At 68.8% G+C, this 23,228-nt stretch carries 17 protein-coding genes and 1 riboswitch; of the genes, 9 read left to right on the forward strand and 8 right to left on the reverse strand.

The window, feature by feature from the left end:
• The 5 genes from AB7878_RS06325 to ppc form a co-directional block, all read right to left on the reverse strand.
• Positions 1–2,442 carry an ADOP family duplicated permease gene (locus AB7878_RS06325; protein WP_369493545.1) on the reverse strand — a complete coding sequence of 814 codons (2,442 nt, stop codon included), beginning with the start codon at positions 2,440–2,442 and terminating at the stop codon, positions 1–3.
• A gap of 33 nt (positions 2,443–2,475) precedes the next feature.
• On the reverse strand, positions 2,476–4,977 hold the full coding sequence (locus AB7878_RS06330; protein WP_369493546.1) for an ADOP family duplicated permease: 2,502 nt from the start codon (positions 4,975–4,977) through the stop codon (positions 2,476–2,478).
• Complete coding sequence (locus AB7878_RS06335; protein ID WP_369493547.1) at positions 4,974–5,738, reverse strand: ABC transporter ATP-binding protein; 765 nt, start codon at positions 5,736–5,738, stop codon at positions 4,974–4,976. Before AB7878_RS06335 ends, AB7878_RS06330 begins: the two co-directional genes overlap by 4 nt.
• Positions 5,739–5,853: 115 nt before the next feature.
• Complete coding sequence (locus AB7878_RS06340; protein ID WP_369493548.1) at positions 5,854–7,107, reverse strand: efflux RND transporter periplasmic adaptor subunit; 1,254 nt, start codon at positions 7,105–7,107, stop codon at positions 5,854–5,856.
• 286 nt (positions 7,108–7,393) lie between these two features.
• Positions 7,394–10,102 (reverse strand): phosphoenolpyruvate carboxylase, encoded by a 2,709-nt coding sequence (gene ppc, locus AB7878_RS06345; RefSeq protein WP_369493549.1) that lies wholly within the window; start codon positions 10,100–10,102, stop codon positions 7,394–7,396.
• Positions 10,103–10,249: 147 nt separating this feature from the next.
• Positions 10,250–10,375, forward strand: a riboswitch (S-adenosyl-L-homocysteine riboswitch).
• A 23-nt stretch (positions 10,376–10,398) separates the two neighbouring features.
• Here ppc and ahcY point away from each other — a divergent pair.
• Entirely contained in the window at positions 10,399–11,835 is a 1,437-nt protein-coding gene (ahcY, locus tag AB7878_RS06350; RefSeq protein ID WP_369493550.1) for an adenosylhomocysteinase, read from the forward strand.
• Positions 11,836–11,911: 76 nt separating this feature from the next.
• Here ahcY and AB7878_RS06355 read toward each other — a convergent pair whose 3' ends face one another.
• Complete coding sequence (locus AB7878_RS06355) at positions 11,912–12,742, reverse strand: restriction endonuclease (protein WP_439653771.1); 831 nt, start codon at positions 12,740–12,742, stop codon at positions 11,912–11,914.
• A gap of 64 nt (positions 12,743–12,806) precedes the next feature.
• Positions 12,807–13,364 (reverse strand): DUF3228 family protein, encoded by a 558-nt coding sequence (locus AB7878_RS06360; RefSeq protein WP_369493552.1) that lies wholly within the window; start codon positions 13,362–13,364, stop codon positions 12,807–12,809.
• 273 nt (positions 13,365–13,637) lie between these two features.
• Between AB7878_RS06360 and metF the strand changes: the two genes are divergently transcribed.
• From metF to AB7878_RS06380, 4 genes are all read left to right on the forward strand, one after another.
• A complete protein-coding gene (metF, locus tag AB7878_RS06365; protein WP_369493553.1) occupies positions 13,638–14,462 on the forward strand; it encodes a methylenetetrahydrofolate reductase [NAD(P)H] in 825 nt (274 codons plus the stop codon).
• A 52-nt stretch (positions 14,463–14,514) separates the two neighbouring features.
• Positions 14,515–15,084, forward strand: coding sequence for a DUF4124 domain-containing protein (locus AB7878_RS06370; RefSeq protein ID WP_369493554.1), 570 nt, complete (start codon positions 14,515–14,517; stop codon positions 15,082–15,084).
• A 78-nt stretch (positions 15,085–15,162) separates the two neighbouring features.
• Positions 15,163–16,080 carry a branched-chain amino acid transaminase gene (locus tag AB7878_RS06375; protein WP_369493555.1) on the forward strand — a complete coding sequence of 306 codons (918 nt, stop codon included), beginning with the start codon at positions 15,163–15,165 and terminating at the stop codon, positions 16,078–16,080.
• 172 nt (positions 16,081–16,252) lie between these two features.
• Entirely contained in the window at positions 16,253–17,428 is a 1,176-nt protein-coding gene (locus AB7878_RS06380; protein WP_369493556.1) for a class I SAM-dependent rRNA methyltransferase, read from the forward strand.
• 113 nt (positions 17,429–17,541) lie between these two features.
• Here the strand turns inward: AB7878_RS06380 and AB7878_RS06385 are convergent, their stop codons facing one another.
• Positions 17,542–18,735 carry an NAD(P)/FAD-dependent oxidoreductase gene (locus AB7878_RS06385; protein ID WP_369493557.1) on the reverse strand — a complete coding sequence of 398 codons (1,194 nt, stop codon included), beginning with the start codon at positions 18,733–18,735 and terminating at the stop codon, positions 17,542–17,544.
• Between the two features lie 224 nt (positions 18,736–18,959).
• Between AB7878_RS06385 and AB7878_RS06390 the strand changes: the two genes are divergently transcribed.
• The 4 genes from AB7878_RS06390 to AB7878_RS06405 all read left to right on the forward strand — a co-directional run bounded on the left by AB7878_RS06390 (position 18,960) and on the right by AB7878_RS06405 (position 23,152).
• Positions 18,960–20,489: a DNA recombination protein RmuC gene (locus AB7878_RS06390; protein WP_369493558.1), complete on the forward strand. Its 1,530-nt coding sequence runs from the start codon at positions 18,960–18,962 to the stop codon at positions 20,487–20,489.
• Positions 20,490–20,578: 89 nt separating this feature from the next.
• Positions 20,579–21,178: a GTP cyclohydrolase I FolE gene (folE, locus tag AB7878_RS06395; RefSeq protein WP_369493559.1), complete on the forward strand. Its 600-nt coding sequence runs from the start codon at positions 20,579–20,581 to the stop codon at positions 21,176–21,178.
• Positions 21,179–21,444: 266 nt separating this feature from the next.
• Positions 21,445–22,671: a GGDEF domain-containing protein gene (locus AB7878_RS06400; RefSeq protein ID WP_369493560.1), complete on the forward strand. Its 1,227-nt coding sequence runs from the start codon at positions 21,445–21,447 to the stop codon at positions 22,669–22,671.
• Positions 22,672–22,801: 130 nt separating this feature from the next.
• Entirely contained in the window at positions 22,802–23,152 is a 351-nt protein-coding gene (locus AB7878_RS06405; protein ID WP_369493561.1) for an EF-hand domain-containing protein, read from the forward strand.
• The last annotated feature ends 76 nt before the right edge of the window (positions 23,153–23,228 follow it).

A 23,228-nucleotide genomic window follows, 5' to 3' on the forward strand; every position in this document is an offset into this window, starting at 1 on the left:
TCACTCTCCCCGCAAGGCACGCATCGGCGCCACGCGCGCCGCACGCAGGGCCGGCAACAGGCAGGCGAGCAGGCCGGCAACGGCGAGCACCACGCAGACACCTAACACCACCGCCGGATCGAAGGCGTTGCTGCGGCCGAGCAGCGTCATCAGCAGTACGGCCACGGCATGCGACGCAGCCAGCGCGGCCACCACGCCAATCGCCAGGCCCACGACGATCTGGCCGAGTCCGCCGCGCATCACCAGTTGCAGCAGCCGCCACGGTGCAGCACCGAGTGCCATGCGTACGCCGAACTCGCGTTCGCGCGCAGCCACGGCTACCGCCATCACCGCGTAGAGGCCGGCCGCGGCGAGCAGTAGCGCCAGCGCGGCGAACAGGCCGATCAGCCACAGGCTCAGCCGCGCGCTCGCCGTGGTCTGGCGCACGATGTGCTGCATCGTGCGCAGGTTGGCGATGGGTTGTTCGGGCGCGATTTCGGCCAGTGCCGCGCGCACTCCGGCCTGCCAGTCCATCGGGTTGCCGTGGCCGCGCAGAGCGAAGCGCAGGGGCTCCATGGCGCGGATGATCGTCATCGACGACTCGGGCATCTGCATCAGCGGTATGTACAGCACCGGCTGCAATGGCTGCAGTGGTCCCCTCTGATAGGTAGCCCCCACCACACCGGCGATACGCAGCGGCCATACCCCGTCACCGTCACGGGGCACGTCGATCATCTTGCCCACCGCGTGACCACCGTAATACGTGTCGGCCAGATCCTGGCTGACGATGACGACTCGTTCGTTGCCAGCCGTGTCGCCGCGCGTGAAGTCGCGCCCCTCGCGCAAGGGAATGGAGAACAGCTTGAGGAACCCGGGCCCGATGCCGTGATACTGCGCCACGAACTCCTTGCCGTCCGGCGTATGCGGATTGGTCTGGAGCTGCCCAATCAGGCCGTTGCTGGCAGGCAGGTTGGTGGTCACCGCGACATCGGTCACGCCAGATATCGCCTGCAGCCGTTGCACCAGTCGCTGCGCCAGGACATTGATCGAGGCCACGTCCGGATAGTCGGCCTTCACCGGCGCCAGATCGAAGGTAAGGATGTTGGTGTCGGCAAAGCCCAACTGCAGCCGCGACGCGTCGTAGAGCCCGTGCATGAACACGCCGGCCGCGCACAGCAGCACCGCCGCCAGCGCCACCTGCGCCACCACCAGCACGCGGCCGAGCCGGCCGCTGCGCAGGCCGATGCCGCTGCGTCCGCCCTCGCGCAATTCGTCCACCGTGGTCGCGCTGCGGCTGCGCCACAACGCCAGCCCCGCCGCCAGCAATGCGCCCAGCAGGCCCACCGCAAAGGCGAGCAGCCATGCCGTCGCGCCGACATGCAGGCGCCCGCCCCACAGCCATTCGGCGGGAATGAAGCCTTGCAACAGGGCGAGTCCCGTCGTCGCCAGCGCCATGCCCAGCAGCGCGCCGACGCCGCCCACCAGCAAACCCTCGCCCAGCGCCGGCAGCATCAGCCGCAGCAGCGGCGCGCCCAGCGCGCTGCGCACTGCGGCATCGTGGTTGCGCGACAGCGCGCGCAGCAGCATCAGGTTGGTGAGATTCACCAGCGCGATCAGCAGCACCAGCAGCGCGCTGGCCATGAACAGCAGCAGCATCGGCTGCGCGTCCTGCTGCACGGTCGAGGCCAGGCCCTCGGCACCGAAGCGCGGCTTCTTCCAGTTGCCGCCCATGCCCATGTCGCGATACATCGTGCGTTCGCGCGCATCGGTCTGCGCCGACACCGCGGCGATGTCGGCACCGGGCGCCAGTCGCGCGAGCGCCACGGTGCCGTTGCGGCTGTAGTCGCGGCTGTCCACCGGCACCGCCGTCGGCAACACCACGTCGCCCGGCCCCAGCACCGTGTTGAAGGCTGCCGGGAGCACGCCGACGATGGTGTGCGGCACGCCTTCCACCCGCAGGCTGCGGCCGATCACATGCGGATCGCCGCCGTAACTGCGCTGCCAGAAGCCGTAGCCGAGGATGACCACGGGCGGCCCGTGCGGACGATCCTCCTGCGCATCGAAGTTGCGCCCCAGCACCGGCTGCACGTCCAGCGTGGGAACAAGTCCCTTGTCCATGTAGATCACCGGCAACTGCGCCGGTGCGCCGGCACCAGCGACGTTCACCGTCGAGCGCGGCCGCCACAATCCCAGCGAGACCACGCCGTCGAGCTTGTCCAGATACTGGTATTCGTGCGGCGAGATGCCGCCCGGGTGGCCGTTGTCGTGCAGGCTGCCGATCACCGCCAGCCGTGACGGCTGCGGCACCGGCAGCGGACGCCACAGGCTGTTCTGGATCAGCGCGGCCACCGCCACGCTGGCGCCGATGCCCAGCGCCAGCACGCCCGACGCCAGCAGCAGGAAACCGGGGCGGCGCAGGCTGGCGCGCCATGAGCGCCAGATTTCGATGAGCCAGATGTTCACGCGTGAACCTCGCGAGTCGTGGTTTCCATCGCCCTACTCCCCGCGCAAGGCGTGCATCGGCGCCACCCGCGCCGCACGCAGCGCGGGCAGTAGGCAGGCCAGCAGGCCGGCCACCGCGAGCACGGCGCAGACGCCAACTAGCACGAACGGATCGACGACGCCGCGACCGATCTCCTGCAGCACGGCGCCCAGCATCCGTGACAGGGCGAGCGCGATGGCCACGCCAAGCAACAGGCCGACCGCGATCTGCCGACCGCCGGCCTGCAGCACCAGGCGCACCATGCCCAGCGGCTGCGCGCCCAGCGCCATGCGCACGCCGAATTCGCGCTGGCGGGTGGCGACCGCCACCGTCATCACGGCATACATCCCGGCTGCCGCCAACCCCAAAGCCAGCAACGCGAACGTGCCGACCAGGAACAGGATGCGGCGCGTGTCGTCTGTGGTGGCGCGCACGATCTGCTCCATCGTCGCCAGATTGGCGATCGGCTGCTCCGGCGCCACCTCGGCAACTGCGGCATGGACGGCTTGGCGATAGCTGTCCGGGTTGCCATGCACGCGCAGCGCGAAGCGCAGCGGCTCGAACGAGCGAAACACTCGCAGGATGTGCTCTGGCATCTGGGCAAACGGCAGGTAGACGAACGAGCGCTGCTGGTCGTCCAGCGGGCCGAACTGCCGCGTATCGCCGACCACGCCGACGATGCGTGCGGTCACGGGGCGCGAGGCCGGGTCGTCGGCCATCACCTTGCCCGCCGCATAGCCGCTGTAGTCGTTGACGACGACCTCCTTGCCCAGCGCATGGCCGCCGTACTCGCGCTCAGCCAGCGTCTGGTTCACGATGGCTACCGGCTCGCTACCTGCCGTATCGGTCGCGTCAAAGGATCGTCCTGCACGCACGGGAATGCGGAACGTGGAGAAATAGTCGGCCGTGACGCCGCGGATCTGTGGATTCGGATCGAAGTAGTCCCGCCCCGGCGCATGGACGCCGCCCATGTTGAACTGCTGGGCGAATCCGCCCGCCGGCAAGCCATTGGTGACGGCCACACGGTCTACGCCCGGCAAGGCGTGCAGGCGAGTCACCAGTCGCTGCACCAATGCCAGCGTGGAGACGGCGTCCGGATGATCGGCCCGCACCGGTGCAAGGTCGAAGGTGAGGATGTGATCGCTGGCGAATCCCAGCGGCGTGCGCGCCGCGACGTAGAGCGTATGCAGGAACAGGCCGGCGCCGCACATCAGGCAAGTCGCCAGGCTCATTTGCGCGATCACCAGGCCCCGCCCCAGTCGACCGCTGCGGCGTCCCTGGCTGCGACCGCCTTCGTGCAGGGCCTCCTGCACCGATGCCGTGGCCAGTCCGCGCCAGGCGCCGAACGTCGCCGCCAGCAGCGCGCCCAGCACCGCGATGGCCAGCGCCAGCAGGATCATCCCCGTCGACAGGTGCAGAGTAGCCCCCTGCGTCCAACCGGCCGGGGCGTAATGGACGAACAGGGACAGGCCCAGCGCGGCCAGCGCCAGACCTGCGATGGCGCCGCTCGCGCCCACCAGCACACCTTCGGCGCAGGCAGGCACGGCAAGGCGCCAGGCCGGCGCGCCCAGGGCCTGGCGCACGACGGCGTCGTGGTTGCGCGACAGCGTGCGCAGCAGCATCAGATTGCCGAGATTGACCAACGCGATCACCAGCACGCACAGGGCGCTGGCCAGGAAAAGCAGCATCACCGGACGTTGCTCCTGGTGCAGCGCTGCCTGCAGCGGCACGCTGCCGAAGTGCACGTGCTTCCAGTAGTCGGCCTCCGCGCCGCCGAGGCCCGCGTACATCGCATGCATCGCGGCGTCCGCCTGCGCGTCCACCGCCGCGACGATGCTGCCGGGCGCCAGCCGCGCGATGGCTTGGAAATTGGTGCCGTCGTCGTAGGTGTTCGTGGCCAGTGCCAGCGGCAGCATGATGTCGCCCTTGCCGAACTGGTCGAAACTGGCGGGCAGGACGCCGACGATGGTGTGCGGCACGCCTTCGACGTTCAAACTCCGACCGATCACCGTGGCCGCGCCGCCGAAGCGCCGGCGCCAGTAGCCCGCGGCGAGGATCACCGCCTTCGGGCCGTTCGGCTGGTCTTCCTGCACCGAAAAGTCGCGTCCCAGCAGCATCTTCACGCCCAGCGTGGGCAGCAGGCCCCGGTCGGCACGGAAGGCGTACACCTGCTCCGGCGTGCCGTCACCGGACACGTTGTACGCCGTCAACTCATCCCTGATGAGGCCCATCGACGCCACACCCTTGATCGACGCCATGTGCTGGTATTGCTGGGGCGATACATCGTCAAGCAGCTGCCCCCGACTCGTCGGCCCCAGCGCAACCAACTGCTCCGGCGCGGCATACGGCAAGGGCCGCAGGAGCACGTGGTCGACCAGCACGAACACGGACGTACAGGCGCCGATGCCCAGCGCCAGCACGCCGCTCGCCAACAGCAGGAAGCCAGGCCGCCGCAGGCTGGCGCGCCAGGTCTGCCAGATCTCGACGAGCCAGACTTTCGCCAGTGCGGCGTTCACGCACCCACCTCGATGCGTTGGCCGATCAGCGCGTCGAGGCGCGATTCGTCCTCGCGGCGCAGGCGGTCGTAGGTTTCCTCGTCGACCACGCGGCCGTCGAACAGGCGCACCTTGCGCTGCGCGAGTTCCGCATAGCGCGCGTCGTGGGTGACCATGCAGATGGTGGCGCCGCCCTTGTGCAGTTCGTCGAGCAGGGCCATCACCGCCTCGCCGTTGCGCGAGTCGAGGTTGCCGGTGGGTTCGTCGGCGAGCAGGATCGCGGGCTTGCCCACCAGCGCGCGCGCCACCGCCACGCGCTGCTGTTGGCCGCCGGAGAGCTGCGCCGGGTAGTGGCGCATGCGGTGCGCCATGCCCACGCGCTCCAGCGCCTCCTGCACGCGGGCGCGGCGCTCGGCGGCGTCGATGCCGCCGCGGTAGGTGAGCGGCAGCTCCACGTTTTCCTGCACGGTGAGGTCGCCGATCAGGTTGAAGGCCTGGAAGATGAAGCCGATCTCCGCGTTGCGGATGCGCGCGCGCTGCGCGGCGTTGAGCGCGGCGACATCGTGGCCGTTCAGCACGTAGCTGCCGGAACTGGCGGTGTCGAGCAGGCCCAGGATCGACAGCAGCGTGGTCTTGCCGCAACCGGACGGACCGGAGATGGAGACGTATTCGCCGCGCGCGATGTCGAGGTGCACCTCGCTGAGCGCGTGGGTTTCCACCTCGTCGGTCTGGAACACCTTGCGCAGGTCCTTGAGGGTGATGACGTTGGCGGGGTTGGTCATAAAAGCTCCGGAGGATGTGTAGGAGCGCACCCTGTGCGCGATGGCTTTGCTTTCGTAGGAGCGGCTTCAGCCGCGATTGACGCGACGAATCGCGGTTGAAGCCGCTCCTATGGGGTTATCGCAGCTTGATGCGGTCGTATTTGTCCCACTGGCTGGTATCGGAAAGGATCACCCGATCGCCGGCTTTCAATCCACGCAGGATCTCCACGCGATCCACCGAGGCGGCGCCGATGCGCACCGGCACGCGGGTCGCGGTATCTCCGGAAGCGTCGAGGCGGAATAGGCTGAGGTCGCCATCGGCCTTGGCCAGCGCGGGGCGGCCCACCGAGAGCACGTCATGCAGCTGGGCGATCAGGATGCGGCCATCCACGGAGAGGTCGGGCCGCGCACCCTCCGGCAGCTTGCCGGTGAGGTTCACGTCCACCTGCACGCTGCCGTTGCGCACGGCCGGGTCGATGCGCTCCACCTTGCCGTCGACGAGGCCGTTGTGGGTGTCCACGCTCACCGGCATGCCCATGGCCACGTCCTTGGCCTGCACCTCGGGCACCTGCAGGCGCGCGATCAGCACGTCGGGCCTGGCCACGCGCGCGAGGTTGGCGCCGGCGGCGACCTGGGCGCCTTCCTGCACCGCCACTTCCTGCAGCACGCCGGCGATGCCGGCCTTCACCTGCAGCGCATCGGCCTGGCGCTGGCGCAGTTGCAGGTTGCTCTGCTGCTGCACAAGTGCGGCCTGCGCCGCGTCGACTTGCGCCTTCATGCTGGCGGCGAACGCGGCCACGCGCTGCCGTTCGATTCCCATGCGTTCCTTCAACTGAGCCAGAGCGATCTGGCCCTGTTCGAACTGCACGCGCGGAATCAGGTGTTCCTTCGCGGCGATGGCGTCGGCATCGGCCTTGACCTTGGCCGAGGCGTAGTCGGACTGCGCCTGCGCCTGCGCGGAACGCTGGTCGAGCAGTTGCGATTCCAGCTCGGCGCGTTTGGCGGCCACCTGCGCCTGCGCCGCAGCCACTTGCGCCTGCGCGTTGCGCAGCGCGTCCTCGGTTGCCGGATCGGACAGGCGCATCAGCACGGTATCGGGCTGCACGGTCGTGCCCGGCCACACCAGGATCTTTTCCACGGTGGCGGGCGTGGCGGCGGCCAGCCAGCGGATCTCGCGCGGCACCAGGGTGCCGGTGGCGCGCACCTCGCGCAGCATGTCGCCCTGCTGCACGGCGTCGATCCACAGACTGGAGCGATCCGCCGCGGGCAAGGCCGGGCCCAGCCGCCACACCAGCACCGCCAGCGCGGCCACGGCCAGCGCCGCGCCGCCCGCCATCAGGCGCAGGCGGCGGCGCTTGCGGATGCCATAGATCGGGTTCGCGATATCCATGCGGCTTGCATGGCAAGCCGCGTGCCAGCCTGCGCCCAACACCCCAAACCGCATGGCATCGCCAATCCGGCGCGCCCGTGGCTGGGCGCATGCACGGCCATCTGTCCGGATGCGGACGGCATCATCCGCCTGCGGACACCGCTCCCTGGCACGGACCCGGGCACGGCAGGAGCGGCTTCAGCCGCGATGCTTTTGGGCTTTCCCGAAAGCCGGAACAGGCGCCAGGAGCATCGCGGCTGAAGCCGCTCCTACGCCCGCCCGCCATTGCACGCCCTGCGGGGTGCCGTCAGCCGGTGTTCTGCAACCCCTGCGCCACGCCGTTGACGCAGGCCACCAGTGCCTGCAGCAAGGCGTCGTCCTGGCGATCATCCGCGCGCCAGCGCTTGAGCAGGTCCACCTGCAGCAGGCTCATCGGGTCGATGTAGGGATTGCGCAGGCGGATCGAGGCGGCGAGGCGGGGATCGCCCTGCAGCAGTTCGTCCGCACCCTTGAGCCTGAGCACCCAGGCACGGCTGCGCTCGAACTCGGCGCGGATCAGGCCGAAAAAGTCTTCGTGCAAAGGGCCGGCGAGTTTCGAGAACGCCTCGGCGATGGCGAGGTCGCACTTGGCGAGAAGCATCTCCACGTCGTCCAGCGCGTTGGCGAAGAACGGCCAGTCGCGCGCCATCTCGGCCATGGCCTGCTCACCGTATTCGGCTGCGCCCCATTCCAGCGCGCTGCCCAGGCCGTACCAGCCGGTGATGATGGAACGGCATTGCGTCCACGCGAACACCCAGGGAATCGCGCGCAAGTCTTCCACGCCGCGCATGCTGCGCCGGCGCGAGGGACGCGAACCCAGCGCCATGCGTTCGATCACGTCGATCGGTGTGGCGCTGCGGAAATACTCGACGAAGCCTTCGCGCTCGACCAGCGCGCGGTAGGCCTGCCGGCTGCGCGCGGACAGCGCGTGCATGCGCTCACGCCACTGCGTTTCGCGCGCGTCCTCGTCGCGAGGGCGCAGGCTGGCGCGCAGCACCGCGCCCACGGTCTGCTCCAGGTTGCGCAGCGCCAGCGCGCGGATGCCGTACTTGCGGTGGATCACCTCGCCCTGCTCGGTGACGCGCAGCACGCCCGCCACCGAACCGCGCGGCGAGGACAGCAGCGCGGGCGTGATGCGCGCGCCGCCGCGACTGGCCGAGCCGCCGCGGCCGTGGAAGAACGCCAGCGCGATGCCATGCTCGCCCGCCACCTCCAGCAGTTCCACCTGGGCGCGCTGCAGGCCCCAGCGCGAGGCCAGCGTGCCGCCGTCCTTGCCGCTGTCGGAATAACCCAGCATCACCCACTGGCGATCGCCGCGCGCGGCGAGGTGGGCGCGATAGAGCGGGTCGGCCAGCAGGGCGCGCAGCGTGGCAGGGGCATTCTTGAGGTCGTCGATGGTTTCGAAGAGGGGCGCGACGTCCAGGGGGACAACACCGTCACCTTCGACCAGCCCCCCATGCCTCGCCAGCGCCAGCACCGCCAGCACGTCGGCGGCGGAGCGCGCCATGCTGATGATGTAGAGGCCGGTCGCCGCCGCGCCGTAGCGCTGGCGCGCGTCGCGCAGGGCGGCGAACACCGCGCGCAGCGAGGCGGCCACGCTGTCCTCGCTGGCGACGAAGTCGCGCTCGCCGCGCAGGCAGGCATGCAACGCGACCACGCGCTCGTCCACGCTGTGGTTGGCCCAGTCGGCGTCGCCGAACAACGCGGCCAGCGCGTCGTCGTGCACGCGCGAATCCTGCCGCGCGTCGAGCCGCGCGAGATGGAAGCCGAAGCTGCGCACGCGCCAGATCAGTCGCTGCACCGCGTAGGCACCCGCGTGCAGGCCGCGGTGGTCGACCAGGCTGGCGGCGATCAGTTCGAGGTCGGCACGCAGTTCGTCGGCGGAGGTGTAGGCCTCCGGATGTTCGTCTTCGTGGGTGGCTTCCAGCCGCGCGCCGATCAGGGTAAGCAGGCTGCGGTAAGGCATGTCGGCGTGACGCGGACGGATGCGCGCCGCGGCCTGCGGGAAGCGAGCACGGTAATCCTCCAGCCGCCGACGGAGGCGCGGATCGACCTGCACGCGACCCTCGGTCTGGCTGAGCAGGCGCGCCAGCGCGGCGATGTCGGCGATGTAGCGCTCCAGCACCTGCGTGCGCTGGCTGGCGAGGCTGGCGGCGATGGTGTCGGCGCCCACGTTGGGGTTGCCATCCATGTCGCCGCCCACCCAGGTGGCGAAGGAGAGCAGGCGCGGCAACGGCACCGCCACGCCGTACACCGCCTGCAACGCCTCGGCCAGCGACTCGTACAGTGCGGGCACGATGCGGTAGATCGGATCGGCGAGGTAGAAACCCACGTGGTCGCGTTCGTCCTGCACGCTGGGCCGCACCGGCGAGGCCTCGGCGGTCTGCCAGCCGGCGGTGAGCGCCATGTGGATGCGCTCCTCGTCCTCGCCACGCTCCTGCGGCGTGCGGCCGGCGTCGAAACCGTCGACCAGCGCGCGCACGATCGCCTGCTCCTTCTCCAGCAGCGAGGCGCGCACCGCCTCGGTGGGATGCGCGGTGAACACCGGCTCCACCTGCAGCCGCAGCAGCCATTCCAGCAGTTCGTCCGCGGTCACGCCCTGCGCCTTCAGGCGTTCCAGCACGTCGCGCAGCGATTCCGGCTGCGGTGCGCCGCCCGCGCGCTGGTAGTCGCGGCGGCGGCGGATGCGATGCACGCGCTCGGCGATGTTCACCGCGTTGAAGTAGGTGGCGAAGGCGCGCGCCAGCGCTTCCGCATGCGCCGTGTCGAGCCCTGCCAGCGGATCGGCCAGACCGTCCAGCGGGGCGTCCTCCTGCCGGCGAGCGATGGCGGCGACGCGCACGCGCTCCACCTCGTCGAGAAAGGCCGGCGCCACCTGCTCGGCCAGCATGCGACCGACCAGGGCGCCCAGACGGCGCACGTCGTCGCGCAGCGGCGCATCGGGCAAGGCGGGCTCGGGACTGCGGGAAGCGTTCATCACGACGGCATCGGCTCGCAGGGGGCGGAAATCCAAGCCTAGCGCATGTGTGACCGTTTTGCTGCAATGCCGCAAAACCCTGCCGGCGAGCGGCGGCATGCGCTGCCGGAGGCACGCCTGCGTGCCTCGCCGCTATAATCGTCGCTTCCCGTCGAGGGGCGCTGCGACCGTTGGTGCATGCGGATTCGTCCGCAACCGCCTGCACATCCCTGTGTAGACGGCTCATCCAACGGCCAGGCTCGGCGGTTCCTTTCACAACGGCGCCCGGTTTGTCCCCACCAGAACCGGAGCTGCACATGAACGCCGCACTGAAAGAAAACAGCCACGACTACAAGATCCGCGACATCGGCCTCGCCGATTTCGGCCGCAAGGAGCTGGACATCGCCGAGCACGAGATGCCGGGTCTGATGTCGATCCGCCGCAAGTACGCCGCCTCCACGCCGCTGAAGGGCGTGCGCGTCACCGGCTCGCTGCACATGACGATCCAGACCGCGGTGCTGATCGAGACGCTGAAGGATATCGGCGCCGACGTGCGCTGGGCCTCGTGCAACATCTTCTCGACCCAGGACCACGCCGCCGCCGCGATCGCCGCCACCGGCACGCCGGTGTTCGCGTGGAAGGGCGAGACGCTGGAGGAATACTGGGACTGCACGCTGGACGCGCTGAGCTTCCCCGACGGCAAAGGCGGCTTCCTCGGCCCGCAGCTGGTGGTCGACGACGGCGGCGACGTGACCCTGCTGATCCACAAGGGCTACGAGCTGGAGAACGGTTCGAAGTGGGTCGACGAGAAGGCGTCCTCGCATGAGGAGCAGGTGATCAAGAACCTGCTGAAGCGCGTGCACGCCGAGCGTCCGGGCTACTGGCACACCGTGGTCAAGGACTGGAAGGGCGTCTCCGAGGAGACCACCACCGGCGTGCACCGCCTGTACCAGCTCGCCGAGGCGAAGTCGCTGCTGATCCCCGCGATCAACGTCAACGACTCGGTGACCAAGAGCAAGTTCGACAACCTGTACGGCTGCCGCGAGTCGCTGGCCGACGGCCTGAAGCGCGCGATGGACGTGATGCTGGCCGGCAAGGTCGCCGTGGTGTGCGGCTACGGCGACGTGGGCAAGGGCTGCGCGCACTCGCTGCGAGCATACGGCGCGCGCGTGGTGGTCACCGAGATCGACCCGATCAACGCGCTGCAGGCGGCGATGGAAGGCTTCGAGGTCAACACCGTCGAGAGCACGCTGGGCCGCGGTGACATCTACGTCACCACCACCGGCAACAAGGACGTGCTGACGCTGGCCCACATGCAGGGCATGAAGGACCAGGCCATCGTCTGCAACATCGGCCACTTCGACAACGAGATCCAGGTCGACGCGCTGAACGCCTCGGGCGCCACCCGCCTCAACATCAAGCCGCAGGTGGACAAGTACACGTTCAAGAACGGCAACGCGATCTTCCTGCTCGCCGAAGGCCGCCTGGTGAACCTGGGCTGCGCCACCGGCCACCCCAGCTTCGTGATGTCCAACTCGTTCTCCAACCAGACGCTGGCGCAGATCGACCTGTGGGCGAACAAGGACAAGTACGAAGCGAAGGTCTACATCCTGCCCAAGAAGCTGGACGAGGAAGTCGCCCGCCTGCACCTGGAGAAGATCGGCGTGAAGCTGACCACGCTGACCAAGGAACAGGCCGGCTACCTCGGCGTGCCGGTGGAAGGCCCGTACAAGCCGGATCATTACCGCTACTGAGCGAGCGGCTTCGACCTTGCACAAAACGAAACGGGCGCCGCGAGGCGCCCGTTTTCTTTGGCAGGGTGCGCCAACACTATCGCGTGCCGCGACAGGCCGGATACGCAGCACATCCCCAGAACATTTCGCCCGTGCGCTTGTTGCTGCGCTCGACCATCGCCTTGCCGCAACGCGGGCACGCCGGCGGTGCAGCGGGCTCGACAGGCACGGGCACGAGCGCAGGCACAGGCATCGGCTTCGCCGACCCCGCGGTCGCCTTGGCTTGCGCAGGCGCGGCCTGCACTTCGCGAATCATCCGCAGCAAGGCCTCGCCACCGATCAGCTCGATGGGCTTGCCATCGGCGAACCGCTGCGCATCCGTCGTGAAAGCACCCAAGGCCACGACCAGCACGGCATCGGCGCCGTGATGGGCAAGCAGGCCGTACATCTCGCGCACCACCGACACCGGCACCCGGGAGCGACGCCACTGCTTGCATTGCACCAGCGTGCGCCGACCATCGCGACGCAGGATCAGGTCGATGCCGCCATCGGCACCGCCCAGCCCGTTCTCCTCCACCACGTAACCACGGCGGCGAAACGCCTCGCCCACCAGCAACTCGAACTGCCGCCAGCCCACCGTGGCCAGGCTGTCCAGCCCGGTGCGCGTGTCGAGCAGTTGCTGGCGTCCACGCCGGCCCCACCACGAAGCCAGGGCCGCAATCCAGCACAGGGCGAGCACGATCCAGGCCAGCGGCGCGAAGACCGCGCCATGCTGCGCGAATGCCTGACCGAGCGGACCACCGCTGCTCCCCACCCACCACGCGATGCCGTAGCGGATGGCGATGAACCCGACGATGCCAGCCACGATCCCGAATGGCCACGGCAGGGCCGCCATGTCGGTGAACAGATTCGCCCGTGTGCGTGCCATGTGCATCCCCCTGTCGAAGTCCGCACAAACTTACGGACATGCTTGGGGGCAGGCAAGCATTCGGCTATGGCCGCCAGTTCGCGTTGGCCTCCCAGAACGCCACCGAACGCCGATACGCCTCGCGATCCAGCGGCACGCCGGAGCCGCCCTCCTCCACACCCAGCGCATTGCGCAGCATGGTGATCGGCGCCATCGGGATTTCCTCCGGCTCCAGGGTGTAGAGGCAGCCCACGATGCCCCAGTCCGCATCGATGGGTTCGCCTTCCTTCGCCAGTTGCTCGCGGCTGTAGAGGATGACGACGAGCCAGTTCGCCACCGGCGATTCCACGCCCTCGAACCAGCGCACTAGCACCGGCAGTTCCGCCTTGGTGCGCGCCTCGTAGGCGCTGCGCAGCTGATGCCGGTTGGCGTCGGTGATCGGCACGGTGAGGCAGCGCGTGGAGGTCCAGTTGCGGTGTACATGCAGCTGGCAGAACGGCGCGTAGCCTTCGAGCACCTTGAACGGTGTTTCGTCGTTGAGGTGGCGTTGGAACTGTTCCGGGGCGCAGTCCTGGATCGTGTTCCCCCGTGTCTCGCGCGGGAACAGGCGGGCACGGGCGAAGGGAGTGAGGACGATGGACATGGCGCCACAACCAAGCAATGGCTCCACAGGTTAACTCGCCCATTGGCCCGATGCCCCGGACTTTGGCCACGAAACACGACGTCATGCCCGCGCAATCGGGCATCCATGGCGGCCCCGATTCGAAGCACATGGATTCCCGCTTTCGCGGGAATGACGTCTCGCCGAACTCGATGTCCAGAGTCTCACCCGAGCCATGGAGAGAATCATTTGGCCATCTATCTTTTCATCGCGATGAACGTATAAAATCGCCCGAGTCAGCCGCCAAGGACTCCCATGCCCGCCATCAGCCTCGAATTCTTCCCGCCCAAGACCGACGAGCAGCGCGCCCAACTGGACCAGGCCGCGCAGGCGCTGAAGGCCTGGCAGCCCGAGTACGCGTCGGTGACCTTCGGTGCCGGCGGCTCCACGCTGAGCTACACCGGCGACACCGTGGCGCACCTGCACACCGTGCACGGCCTCGCCGTGGCGCCGCACCTGTCCTGCATGGGCGGCACGCGCGCCGAGATCCGCGCCCTGCTCGACGGCTACCAGGCCGCGGGCTACCGCCGCCTGGTGGCGCTGCGCGGCGACCTGCCCTCCGGCATGGCCAGCGCGGGCGATTTCCGCTACGCCGCCGAGCTGGTGCGCTTCATCCGCGAGCACTCGGGCGACCACTTCCACATCGAGGTGGCGGCGTATCCGGAAGTCCATCCACAGGCCGACGACGCCCACTCCGACCTGCGCCACTTCAAGGCCAAGGTGGATGCCGGCGCGAACGGCGCGATCACCCAGTACTTCTTCAACCCGGACGCGTATTTCCGCTTCGTGGAGGATGCGCACCGGCTCGGCGTGCGGGTGCCGATCGTGCCGGGCATCATGCCGATCGCGAACTACAGCCAGTTGCAGCGTTTCTCCGACCTGTGCGGCGCCGAGATCCCGCGCTGGATCGCGAAGCGCATGCAGGCGCATGGCGACGATGCCGCCGCAGTGCGCGCGCTGGGCGCCGAAGTGGTGGCGCAATTGTGCCGACGGCTGCTGGACGGCGGTGCGCCGGGCCTGCACTTCTACACGCTGAACCGCGCCAAGGCCACGCGGGCCGTGCTGGAACAACTGGATTAAACCGCCGGACTGATTCACGGTCGCGCCGTCGGCGCATCGCTATGCTGGCGCGATGCGCGTGCTTGCCCTGCTCCTGCTGCTTCCGCTCTGCACCCTCGCCCTGCCGGCGCGGGCGCAGAACACTATCCATCGCTGCGTGGACGCGCACGGCAACCCGGTGTTCACCGACCAGCCCTGCACCTCCCAGCAGGCCACGCCGGTGCAGGCGCCGCCACCTGCGTCCGCCGCGAGCGTCGCCACGCCCGGCCTGCCGGCGCCCCTGCAGCGCTGCGCCGGCACCGCAGCGGAGCTGCGCCAGCGCGTGATCGACGCCTTCGCCGCGCGCGACCCGAACCAGCTGGCCGGGCTGATGCTGTGGCATGGCTACGGCCACGTGTCGGCGGTCGACGACATCCGTGCGCTGAGCCGGCTGGTGCGGCAGCCCTTGCTGGAGATCCACTTCGGCGACGACCCGGGTGACGATCCCGCGTCCGCCGGCAGCGACCTGTCGCCGGTCGCGTCGTCCGCGGCGCCCCCCGCCGACGAACTGCAGCTGCGCACCGGTGGCGACGACGGCGAACGCAGCGCGCGTTTCGCGATCACCCGCCAGGCCGGCTGCCTGTGGCTGCGCTACGGCGGCTGAAGGCCTCGCTTGCTGCGCTGCAAACCCTGGCGCACGAGGCGCGGGTTTATCATGGGCGGTCCCCAACGGAGATTCGCCATGGCGCAGCAGTACCCCGAATGGATCTGGCAGAACGGCGCGATCAAGCCGTGGGCCGAGGCCACCACCCACGTGATGTCGCATGCGTTGCACTACGGCTCTTCGGTATTCGAAGGCATCCGCAGCTACGCCACGCCGGACGGCGCGGCGATCTTTCGCCTCACCGACCACCTCAACCGCCTGTTCCACTCGGCGAAGATCTACGACATGGCACTGCCATGCACGCGCGACGAACTCGCTGCGGCCTGCCGCGAGGTCATCCGCAAGAACGGTCTCTCCGCTGCCTACCTGCGCCCCGTCGCGTGGCGCGGCCTGGGCGGCTTCGGTCTCTCCGCCGAAACGCCGATCGACGTGGCCGTGGCCGCGTGGCCGATGGGCCCCTACCTCGGACCGGAGGCGCTGGAAAACGGCATCACCGCCTGCGTGTCGAGCTGGCAGCGCTTCGCGCCGAACACCATCCCGGCCGGCGCCAAGGCCGGCGGCAACTACCTGTCCGGCCAGCTGATCGCGCGCGAGGCGCGCCGCCTCGGCTTCGGCGAGGGCATCGCGCTGGCCTCCACCGGCCTGCTCAGCGAAGGCGCGGGCGAGAACATCTTCCTGGTGTTCGACGGCGTACTGCACACCACGCCGGCCAGCGCGTCCATCCTCACCGGCATCACCCGCCACTCGCTGATCACGCTGGCGCGCGAGGACGGCATCGAGGTGATCGAGCGCGACCTGCCGCGCGAATACCTCTACCTCGCCGACGAGGTGTTCATGTGCGGCACCGCCGCCGAAGTCACCCCGATCCGCGCGGTCGACGGCAAGCAGATCGGCGCCGGCAAGGCCGGCCGCGTCACCCGCCGCATCCAGGAACTGTTCTTCGGCCTGTTCAACGGCAAGACCAACGACCAGTGGGGCTGGCTGGAACCGGTGTGAGTCTCTGCCTTGCGATCATCCCTGATCGCGAAAATCAAACGGGTGGCCATCCCTGGCCGCACATTTCACGATGAAGCCCCTCTCCCGCACGCGGACGCGGGGAAGGGCCATGGATGGCCCTGCTTTGAGGAGCGAGGAAGAGGGGAGCAAAGCAAGCCGCTATCATTCGCGGATGAACGAGCCGACTTCCGCCCTCCCTGTCATCCGCCTGAAATCCGACCGCGCACCCGGCCACCCGTGGGTGTGGTCGGCGCAGGTGCACAAGCCCGAGGCACGCCTCCCGCCGGGCAGCGTGGTGGACGTGGTGGATGCCAAGGGCCGCTACGCCGGCCGCGGTTTCTGGAACGGCCATGCGCGCATCGCGCTGCGCCTGCTCACCGTCGATCCCGCCGAGACCATCGACGCCGGCTGGATCGCCGCGCGCATCCGCCGCGCCGTGCAGCTGCGACGCGAACTGCTGCAGCTCGACAAGGACACCGACGCCTGGCGCGTGGTGCACAGCGAAGGCGATGGGCTCAGCGGCCTGATCGTGGATCGCTACGCCGACATCCTCGTGGTCGAATACTTCGCCGCCGGCATGTGGAAGTTCCGCGAGGCAATCCACGCCGCGCTGCTCGCCGAATTCCCCGGCGCGCGGCTGTACTGGTTCGCCGAATCGCACGTGCAGAAGCAGGAATCCTTCGACTGCCGCGCCGCCGAGGTGCCGGCCGCGGTGGAAGTGCACGAGCACGGCCTGCGCTTCCACGCCGCACCCGGCTCGGGCCACAAGACCGGCTTCTTCGCCGACCAGCGCGACAACCGCCGCCGCTTCGCGGAACTGGCACGCGGCCGCCGCGTGCTCGACCTGTGCTGCAACGCCGGCGGCTTCGCGGTGCACGCGATGGCCGGCGGCGCGCGCGAAGCGGTCGGCGTGGACATGGATGCCGGCATTCTCGACATCGCCCGCGCCAATGCAGCCGCAAACGGCGTGGCGGTGGATTTCCAGCAGGCCGACATCTTCGACTGGCTGCGCGCCGCGGTGGCGCGCGGCGAAAAATACGACGCGGTGATCCTCGATCCCGCCAAGCTCACCCGCGACCGCAGCAAGGTGTTCGACGCGCTGAAGAAATACTTCGCGATGAACCGCCTCGCGCTCGATGTGATCCCGTCCGGCGGCCTGCTGCTCACCTGCTCCTGCACCGGCCTCGTCAGCGAAGCGGACTTCCTGGAGATGCTCCGCCGCGTGGCGCTGAACGCCGGCCGCGAGATCCAGATCCTCGAAGTGCGCGGCGCCGGCGCCGACCACCCCGTGCGCGCCGACGTGCCGGAAAGCCGCTACCTCAAGGCGGTGTTCTGCCGGGTGGAGTGAGTCGGCGCCGGAGTCGCTGCAAGAGCGGCCGTAGGAGCGGCTTCAGCCGCGATACCTTCTCACGCCCGAACAGCAGATCGCGGCTGAAGCCGCTCCTACACGCTGCCGTCCGACTACGCCTGACGCGGGAGCCGCCCCTTCAGCGATGCCACATCGAACGGCCCCGCCTCGGCGATCAGCGCGCGCGCTGCATCCACCTGGTCCCAGGTGTTCCACAGCAGCACGCCGCGCACGCGGCGGTGGTCGAGGTAATACACCACGCCTTCGCGGTTGGGCTCGCGCCAATCCTCGACCACGTCAAGGCGCGTGTCGAGCAGGCCGACTGCCTCGTAGCCGAGGTCGAACAGGTCGGAATAGAAGAACGGCAGCGTGTCGTAGCTGTCGGCGATGCCGGCCATGGCGCGGCCGGCGTGGCGGCCCATGCTCACCGCGGCGTCCTCGTGCTCCACGCGCAGGCGCCGGTCCAGCGCGGGGTTGTGGAAGTTCGCCACGTCGCCGGCGGCCCAGATGTCGGGATCGCTGCTGCGCAGTTGCGCGTCGACCACGATGCCGTTGTCCACCTTGAGGCCCGTCTGCTCGGCCAGCGCGGTGTTCGGCGTCACGCCGAGGCCGGCGACCGCGGCTTCCACCCGCAGCACGCTGCCGTCGGACAGAGTGAGTTCCACGCCGCCATCGGTGGGCCGGCTGCCGGTCACCCGCACGCCGCTGCGCAGGTCCACGCCATGCTGACGGTAGTAGTCGTCCAGGTAACGTGCGAGACCATCGGGGTAGCGGCCCGCGCCGATGTGCGCATCCGGAAACAGCATGCTCACCTTGCAGCCGATGCCGCACAGCGAGGCGGCCAGCTCGGCGCCGATGAAGCCGCCACCGATCACCGCGATGATCGCGCCGGGTTCGGCGTAGCGACGCAGCGCCTGGTAGTCGTCCCGCGTGCGGTAGTGGATGATGCGGTCGCCGCCCTCGAACGGCAGCCGCCGCGGCGTGGCGCCGGTGGCGAGCAGCAGGCGGCGATAGCGATACGTGTCGCCCTGCCCGTCGCGCGCCACGTGCGCCGCGCGGTCCAGCGCCACGATGCGCCGGCCCTGGTACAGCTTCGCGCCGCTGGCCGCGGTGCCGAGGTCGATGTCCGCCAGCGTCTTGCCGCCCTTCCACAGCGCCTTGGACAGCGGCGGGCGCTGGTACGGTGGCGCGCCTTCCTCGCCGACCATGCCGACGTTCACCGCGGCGTCGACTTCGCGGATCGCCTTCGCCGCTGCGTCCGCCGCCATGCCGGCGCCGACGATCAGGTAGTCGTGTACATGCTCCATGATGCCCTCCCGGTCCAGTGGATCGAGCCATGATGCACCTCAGCGGCAATGGCGGCGTGAAATACGCGCAGCCGCCGGGACGATCCGACTGGACATAGGATGCGTCCATGCCGCAAAGCGTTCCGAATGACTGCACGAGTGCCATGCCGGCACTGCGTACAAGCTGTCGCAGTAACTGATACGCCAGCGCGTAAACTGGCGACCTGTTTTCCGCTGGATACGTCATGTCCATCACCGAACTTCTGCTGATCGTCCTCGTCGTTGTCGTGCTTATCGTCATCGCCTTGCAAGCAGTCGTACTGTTGCACGGACGCAATGTCGCACGTGAGCGCAGCGACACCGAAACCAAATTCCACGAGGCCACTACGCAACTGGCATCTGCACAGGTGCAAGCCGAACGCGCAGCGAGCCTGGAGAAAGAACTGAGGACCGTGCAGGAGATTCTTTCGGCCAGGCGCGCCGACCTGGCCAGCATGTCCAGTCAGCATGATGCGGCAGGTAGAAGCCTGGCTCTGGCGCACGAACAACTCTCCCAACTGACCGCCGCCAACAAGAGCCTGACCGAGGAGAAAAGCAGGCTGCTCGAATCGCAGGCTCGACTCGATCAAGAAGTGAAATCGGCGCGGCAGCGTGAGATTGACACCAGCAAGCTGCTGGCAGATGCGAAGGATGAGATGGCCAAGGAGTTCAAGCTGATGGCCAATGCACTTCTGGAGGAGAAAGGCGCCCGGCTCAACGAGCAGCAGAAAGCCACACTGTCAAACCTGCTCACCCCCTTCAGCAAGTCCCTCGACGACTTCAAGGGCAAGGTTGAGGCAACTCGTGAGGCGGACCTCATAGCGCGCGAAGGATTGATCGCGCAGATCCGTCACCTGACCGAGTTGAATCAGGACATCGGCGCCAAGGCTCAGTCACTCACCAACGCGCTGCGCGGCGAGAGCAAGACGCGCGGCATCTGGGGCGAGGCAGTACTGCAACGGGTACTTGAACTGGCCGGGCTGCGTGAAGGGATCGAATTCCGCACGCAGGCAAGTCATCACACCGACGATACGGATGGCCGACTCATCCCGGACGTGGTGCTGGATCTTCCGCAAGAGCGCGCCATCGTCATCGACGCGAAAGTATCGCTGGTTGCCTACGAGCGATACGTCGCAGCGACCGACGACGATCACGTTCGCACAGAAGCACTGGAAGACCACTCCGCCTCCATCAAGCGGCATATCAAGGATCTTTCGGGAAAGAACTACCCGTCGCTCTACAACTTGAAGAGCGTGGATTTCACCCTGCTTTTCGTGCCCATCGAGAGCGCACTGATGGCTGCCAGCGAAGCCGATCCGAGCCTCGCGCAGTACGCATTGGAACGGCACGTCGCGCTCGTTTCACCGAACACCTTGTTCACCGTGCTGCGCACGATCGAATACATATGGCGCGTTGAAAGGACCACGCGCAGCATGGACGAGATCGTCAAGCGCGGTGGCCTCATGTACGACGCCGCAGTGCGCTTCAGCGAGCACGTCGTGACTATCGGTGAGGCGCTGGCCAAGGCAACCACGGCGACCCAAGCCGCGGAAAAGGCCTTGGTCAGCCCGCGGAATGGCTTGGTTCGACAAGCGGAACAACTGCGGGATCTCGGGATCAAGCCAAAGCGATCCATGCCGAAAAAGCTGTCGTCCGTAGGCGACGAGGCGGGTGCAACGGACAAACTTCCCGAAAGCGGTCTCGAAGGTGACGAGCCGGTCGACGACGAGGCCTGACCTCCCTGCCGCGGGCTTTGCACACTCGCGTCGTCGCCTGCCGTGGCACGGGCGTTACACTGTCACGTCCCGCCGTACCGAGCATCCCCATGAGCGACCCCACCCCGAACGACGTCACCCGCGAACAAGCCGAGGAAGCCGTGCGCGTCCTGCTGCGCTGGGCCGGCGAGGACCCCGCGCGCGAAGGCCTGCTCGACACGCCCAAGCGCGTGGTGAAGGCCTATCGCGACTGGTTCAGCGGCTACACGGAAGACCCGGCCGACTACCTCAAGCGCACCTTCAAGGAAGTCGAGGGCTACGACGAGATGGTGGTGCTGCGCGACATCGAGTTCGAGAGCCACTGCGAGCACCACATGGCGCCGATCATCGGCCGCGCCCACGTCGGCTACCTGCCGACTAACCGCGTGGTCGGCATCAGCAAGCTGGCGCGGGTGGTGGAAGGCTACGCGCGCCGCTTCCAGGTGCAGGAGAAGCTCACCGCGCAGATCGCCCACTGCATTCAGGAGAACCTGCGGCCGGCCGGCGTGGCGGTGGTGGTCGACGCCAGCCACGAGTGCATGACCACCCGCGGCGTGCACAAGCGCGGCGTGTCGATGGTCACCAGCCAGATGCTGGGCGCGTTCCGCGACGACGCCCGCACCCGCGCCGAGTTCCTGCAGTTCATCGGCATCCACGGCGGGGTGCGCTGAGGCGAGACCGGGCAAGGTGCTTTTGTCCGTCATTCGTGCGCCATCACCGCTCGTGGACGGACATGCGCTCCCCGCTTCCAGGGGCCGAGTCCATCCATGATCCTGCCCGCGACCTTCGTTCCGCCTTGGCCTGTGCGCAAACCGCCCCCGGCGCGGATCACGCAGAAGCATTGAATCGGCACTAAGGTATTTCACACTGCGGCCGATAACGGCAGCGCGCCGGGGGTACTTTCGCCACACCGGCGCCACCCGCCATCCCGGACATCGTGCGAATCGACCTGGCCACCATCGCCCTGTTCGGTGCCTTGCAGGCGCTGCTGCTGGCACCGCTGCTGCTGGTCGCCACGCGGGCCTATGCCGGTGTCGCCCGCACCAGCCTGCGCATCTGGGGCACCGTGTTGCTGCTGCAGGCGATCGGCTGGGTGCTGATGGGGCTGCGCGGGCAGGTCAGCGACTGGGTGTCGATCGTGCTCGCCAACGGCGTGCTGATGGTGTCCTACGCCGAGACCACGCGCGCGCTGCGCCTGTTGCTGGGCGTGCCGCAACGCCGGGCCTTGCTGGTGATGATCGGCGCGACCGGCTGGCTCGGCATCGCCTGGTTCGGCGTGGCCGTGCCCGACTACCGCATGCGCGTCTACATCGCGTCGCTCGCGCTGGGTGCCTACCTGCTGTTGCTGGTGTGGCCGCTGCGCCATGCGCTGCGCCGCGGCGGCTCGATCGCGCAGCGGGTGATGCTGCTGGTGCTGCTGGGCGCCCTGGCGGGCTGGGCCGCCCGGCTGGGCGACCTGGCCTTGCATCCCGCCGGCGCGGCCGGGCTGCTCGCCTACTCGCCCGCCAATGCGGTGCAGATGATCTACAGCGCGGTGGAGCCGGTGCTCGCCAGCATCGGCTTCCTGCTGATGTACAACGAGACGGTGCAGGCCGAACTGCATCGGCTGGCGCGCACCGATCCGCTCACCGGCACGCTGAACCGCCTCGCGCTGGACGAGGAGTCGGCACGGTTGTTCAGCGCGACGAGCCGCCCCAACACGCTGGCCGCGCTGATCATCGACGTCGATCACTTCAAGCGCATCAACGACGAATTCGGCCACGCCACCGGCGACCGCGTGCTGGCGGCGCTGGCCGCCGCCATCCGCTGGCGGCTGCAGCCGCCGGCCGTGCTGGGCCGCATGGGTGGCGAGGAATTCCTCGCCCTGCTGCCGGGCACGGGCCTGGCCGAGGCGATGGCGCTGGCCGAACGACTGCGCGTGGCCGTCGCCGCGATGCCGCCCGTGTCGGATGCCGATGTTCCGGGTGTCACCATTTCCGTCGGCATCGCCGCTTACCGGCCGGAGGACACCGAGGTGCAAACCCTGGTCCGCCGCGCGGATCGCGCGCTATACGACGCCAAGCGGGCGGGGCGCAACCGTGTCGTCGCCGCCATGGGCGACACCTCGCCGGTCCAGCCCGGTGCTGCCGCCCCCTCGCCGCAGCAAACGCCGCCCGCGGAGTAACCCGCGGAAAGCCGAGCTTCGCGGCGACGCGACGGCCGGATCGCGCTGCCTTCGCCTCCCAAGCGCGGGCCTTCGCACGGCGTGCGTCCGTTCTCGACGCGACGGCGCGGCGTGCCGCACACTGCTCCGCATGCCGACCGCCCCACGCTTCCTCCACCCCGGCCTCGCCGCCACCCTCGCGCTGCTGCTGCCGCTCGCGGCGGCAGCGCAGGATTCGCGCAACGCCTACCTGCGCCAGTTCGACACCGACGGCAACGGCTGCGTGAGCGAGGCCGAATACGTGGCCTACATGAGCCGGGGCTTCGAGCGCATGGACGCCAACCACGACGGCGTGCTGGAGCCCGACGAGTTGCCCGGCGGCCGCGGCAAGCTGGTGACGCTCAAGGAATGGCAGGCGAACCTGCGCCGCCAGTTCCACAAGCTGGACCGCCTCCGCACCGGTTGCCTGGACGCGCAGGAACTCACGGCGCCGCCGGGCTGAAGACGCCTTTCGTTCCGCTGTCGGCCAGCCGCAGCGCGGCGCGATGCGCTATCGTTCCGCGTCTGCCGCCGCCATC

The organism is Rhodanobacter humi, assembly GCF_041107455.1.
GTDB lineage: Bacteria > Pseudomonadota > Gammaproteobacteria > Xanthomonadales > Rhodanobacteraceae > Rhodanobacter_A.

Coding starts and splice junctions, on each gene's coding strand:
- AB7878_RS06335 (WP_369493547.1), bottom strand. CDS start 5,738: ATGACCAACCCCGCCAACGTCATCACCCTCAAGGACCTGCGCAAGGTG.
- AB7878_RS06340 (WP_369493548.1), bottom strand. CDS start 7,107: ATGGATATCGCGAACCCGATCTATGGCATCCGCAAGCGCCGCCGCCTG.
- ppc (WP_369493549.1), bottom strand. CDS start 10,102: ATGAACGCTTCCCGCAGTCCCGAGCCCGCCTTGCCCGATGCGCCGCTG.
- ahcY (WP_369493550.1), top strand. CDS start 10,399: ATGAACGCCGCACTGAAAGAAAACAGCCACGACTACAAGATCCGCGAC.
- AB7878_RS06355 (WP_439653771.1), bottom strand. CDS start 12,742: ATGGCACGCACACGGGCGAATCTGTTCACCGACATGGCGGCCCTGCCG.
- AB7878_RS06360 (WP_369493552.1), bottom strand. CDS start 13,364: ATGTCCATCGTCCTCACTCCCTTCGCCCGTGCCCGCCTGTTCCCGCGC.
- metF (WP_369493553.1), top strand. CDS start 13,638: ATGCCCGCCATCAGCCTCGAATTCTTCCCGCCCAAGACCGACGAGCAG.
- AB7878_RS06370 (WP_369493554.1), top strand. CDS start 14,515: ATGCGCGTGCTTGCCCTGCTCCTGCTGCTTCCGCTCTGCACCCTCGCC.
- AB7878_RS06375 (WP_369493555.1), top strand. CDS start 15,163: ATGGCGCAGCAGTACCCCGAATGGATCTGGCAGAACGGCGCGATCAAG.
- AB7878_RS06380 (WP_369493556.1), top strand. CDS start 16,253: ATGAACGAGCCGACTTCCGCCCTCCCTGTCATCCGCCTGAAATCCGAC.
- AB7878_RS06385 (WP_369493557.1), bottom strand. CDS start 18,735: ATGGAGCATGTACACGACTACCTGATCGTCGGCGCCGGCATGGCGGCG.
- AB7878_RS06390 (WP_369493558.1), top strand. CDS start 18,960: ATGTCCATCACCGAACTTCTGCTGATCGTCCTCGTCGTTGTCGTGCTT.
- folE (WP_369493559.1), top strand. CDS start 20,579: ATGAGCGACCCCACCCCGAACGACGTCACCCGCGAACAAGCCGAGGAA.
- AB7878_RS06405 (WP_369493561.1), top strand. CDS start 22,802: ATGCCGACCGCCCCACGCTTCCTCCACCCCGGCCTCGCCGCCACCCTC.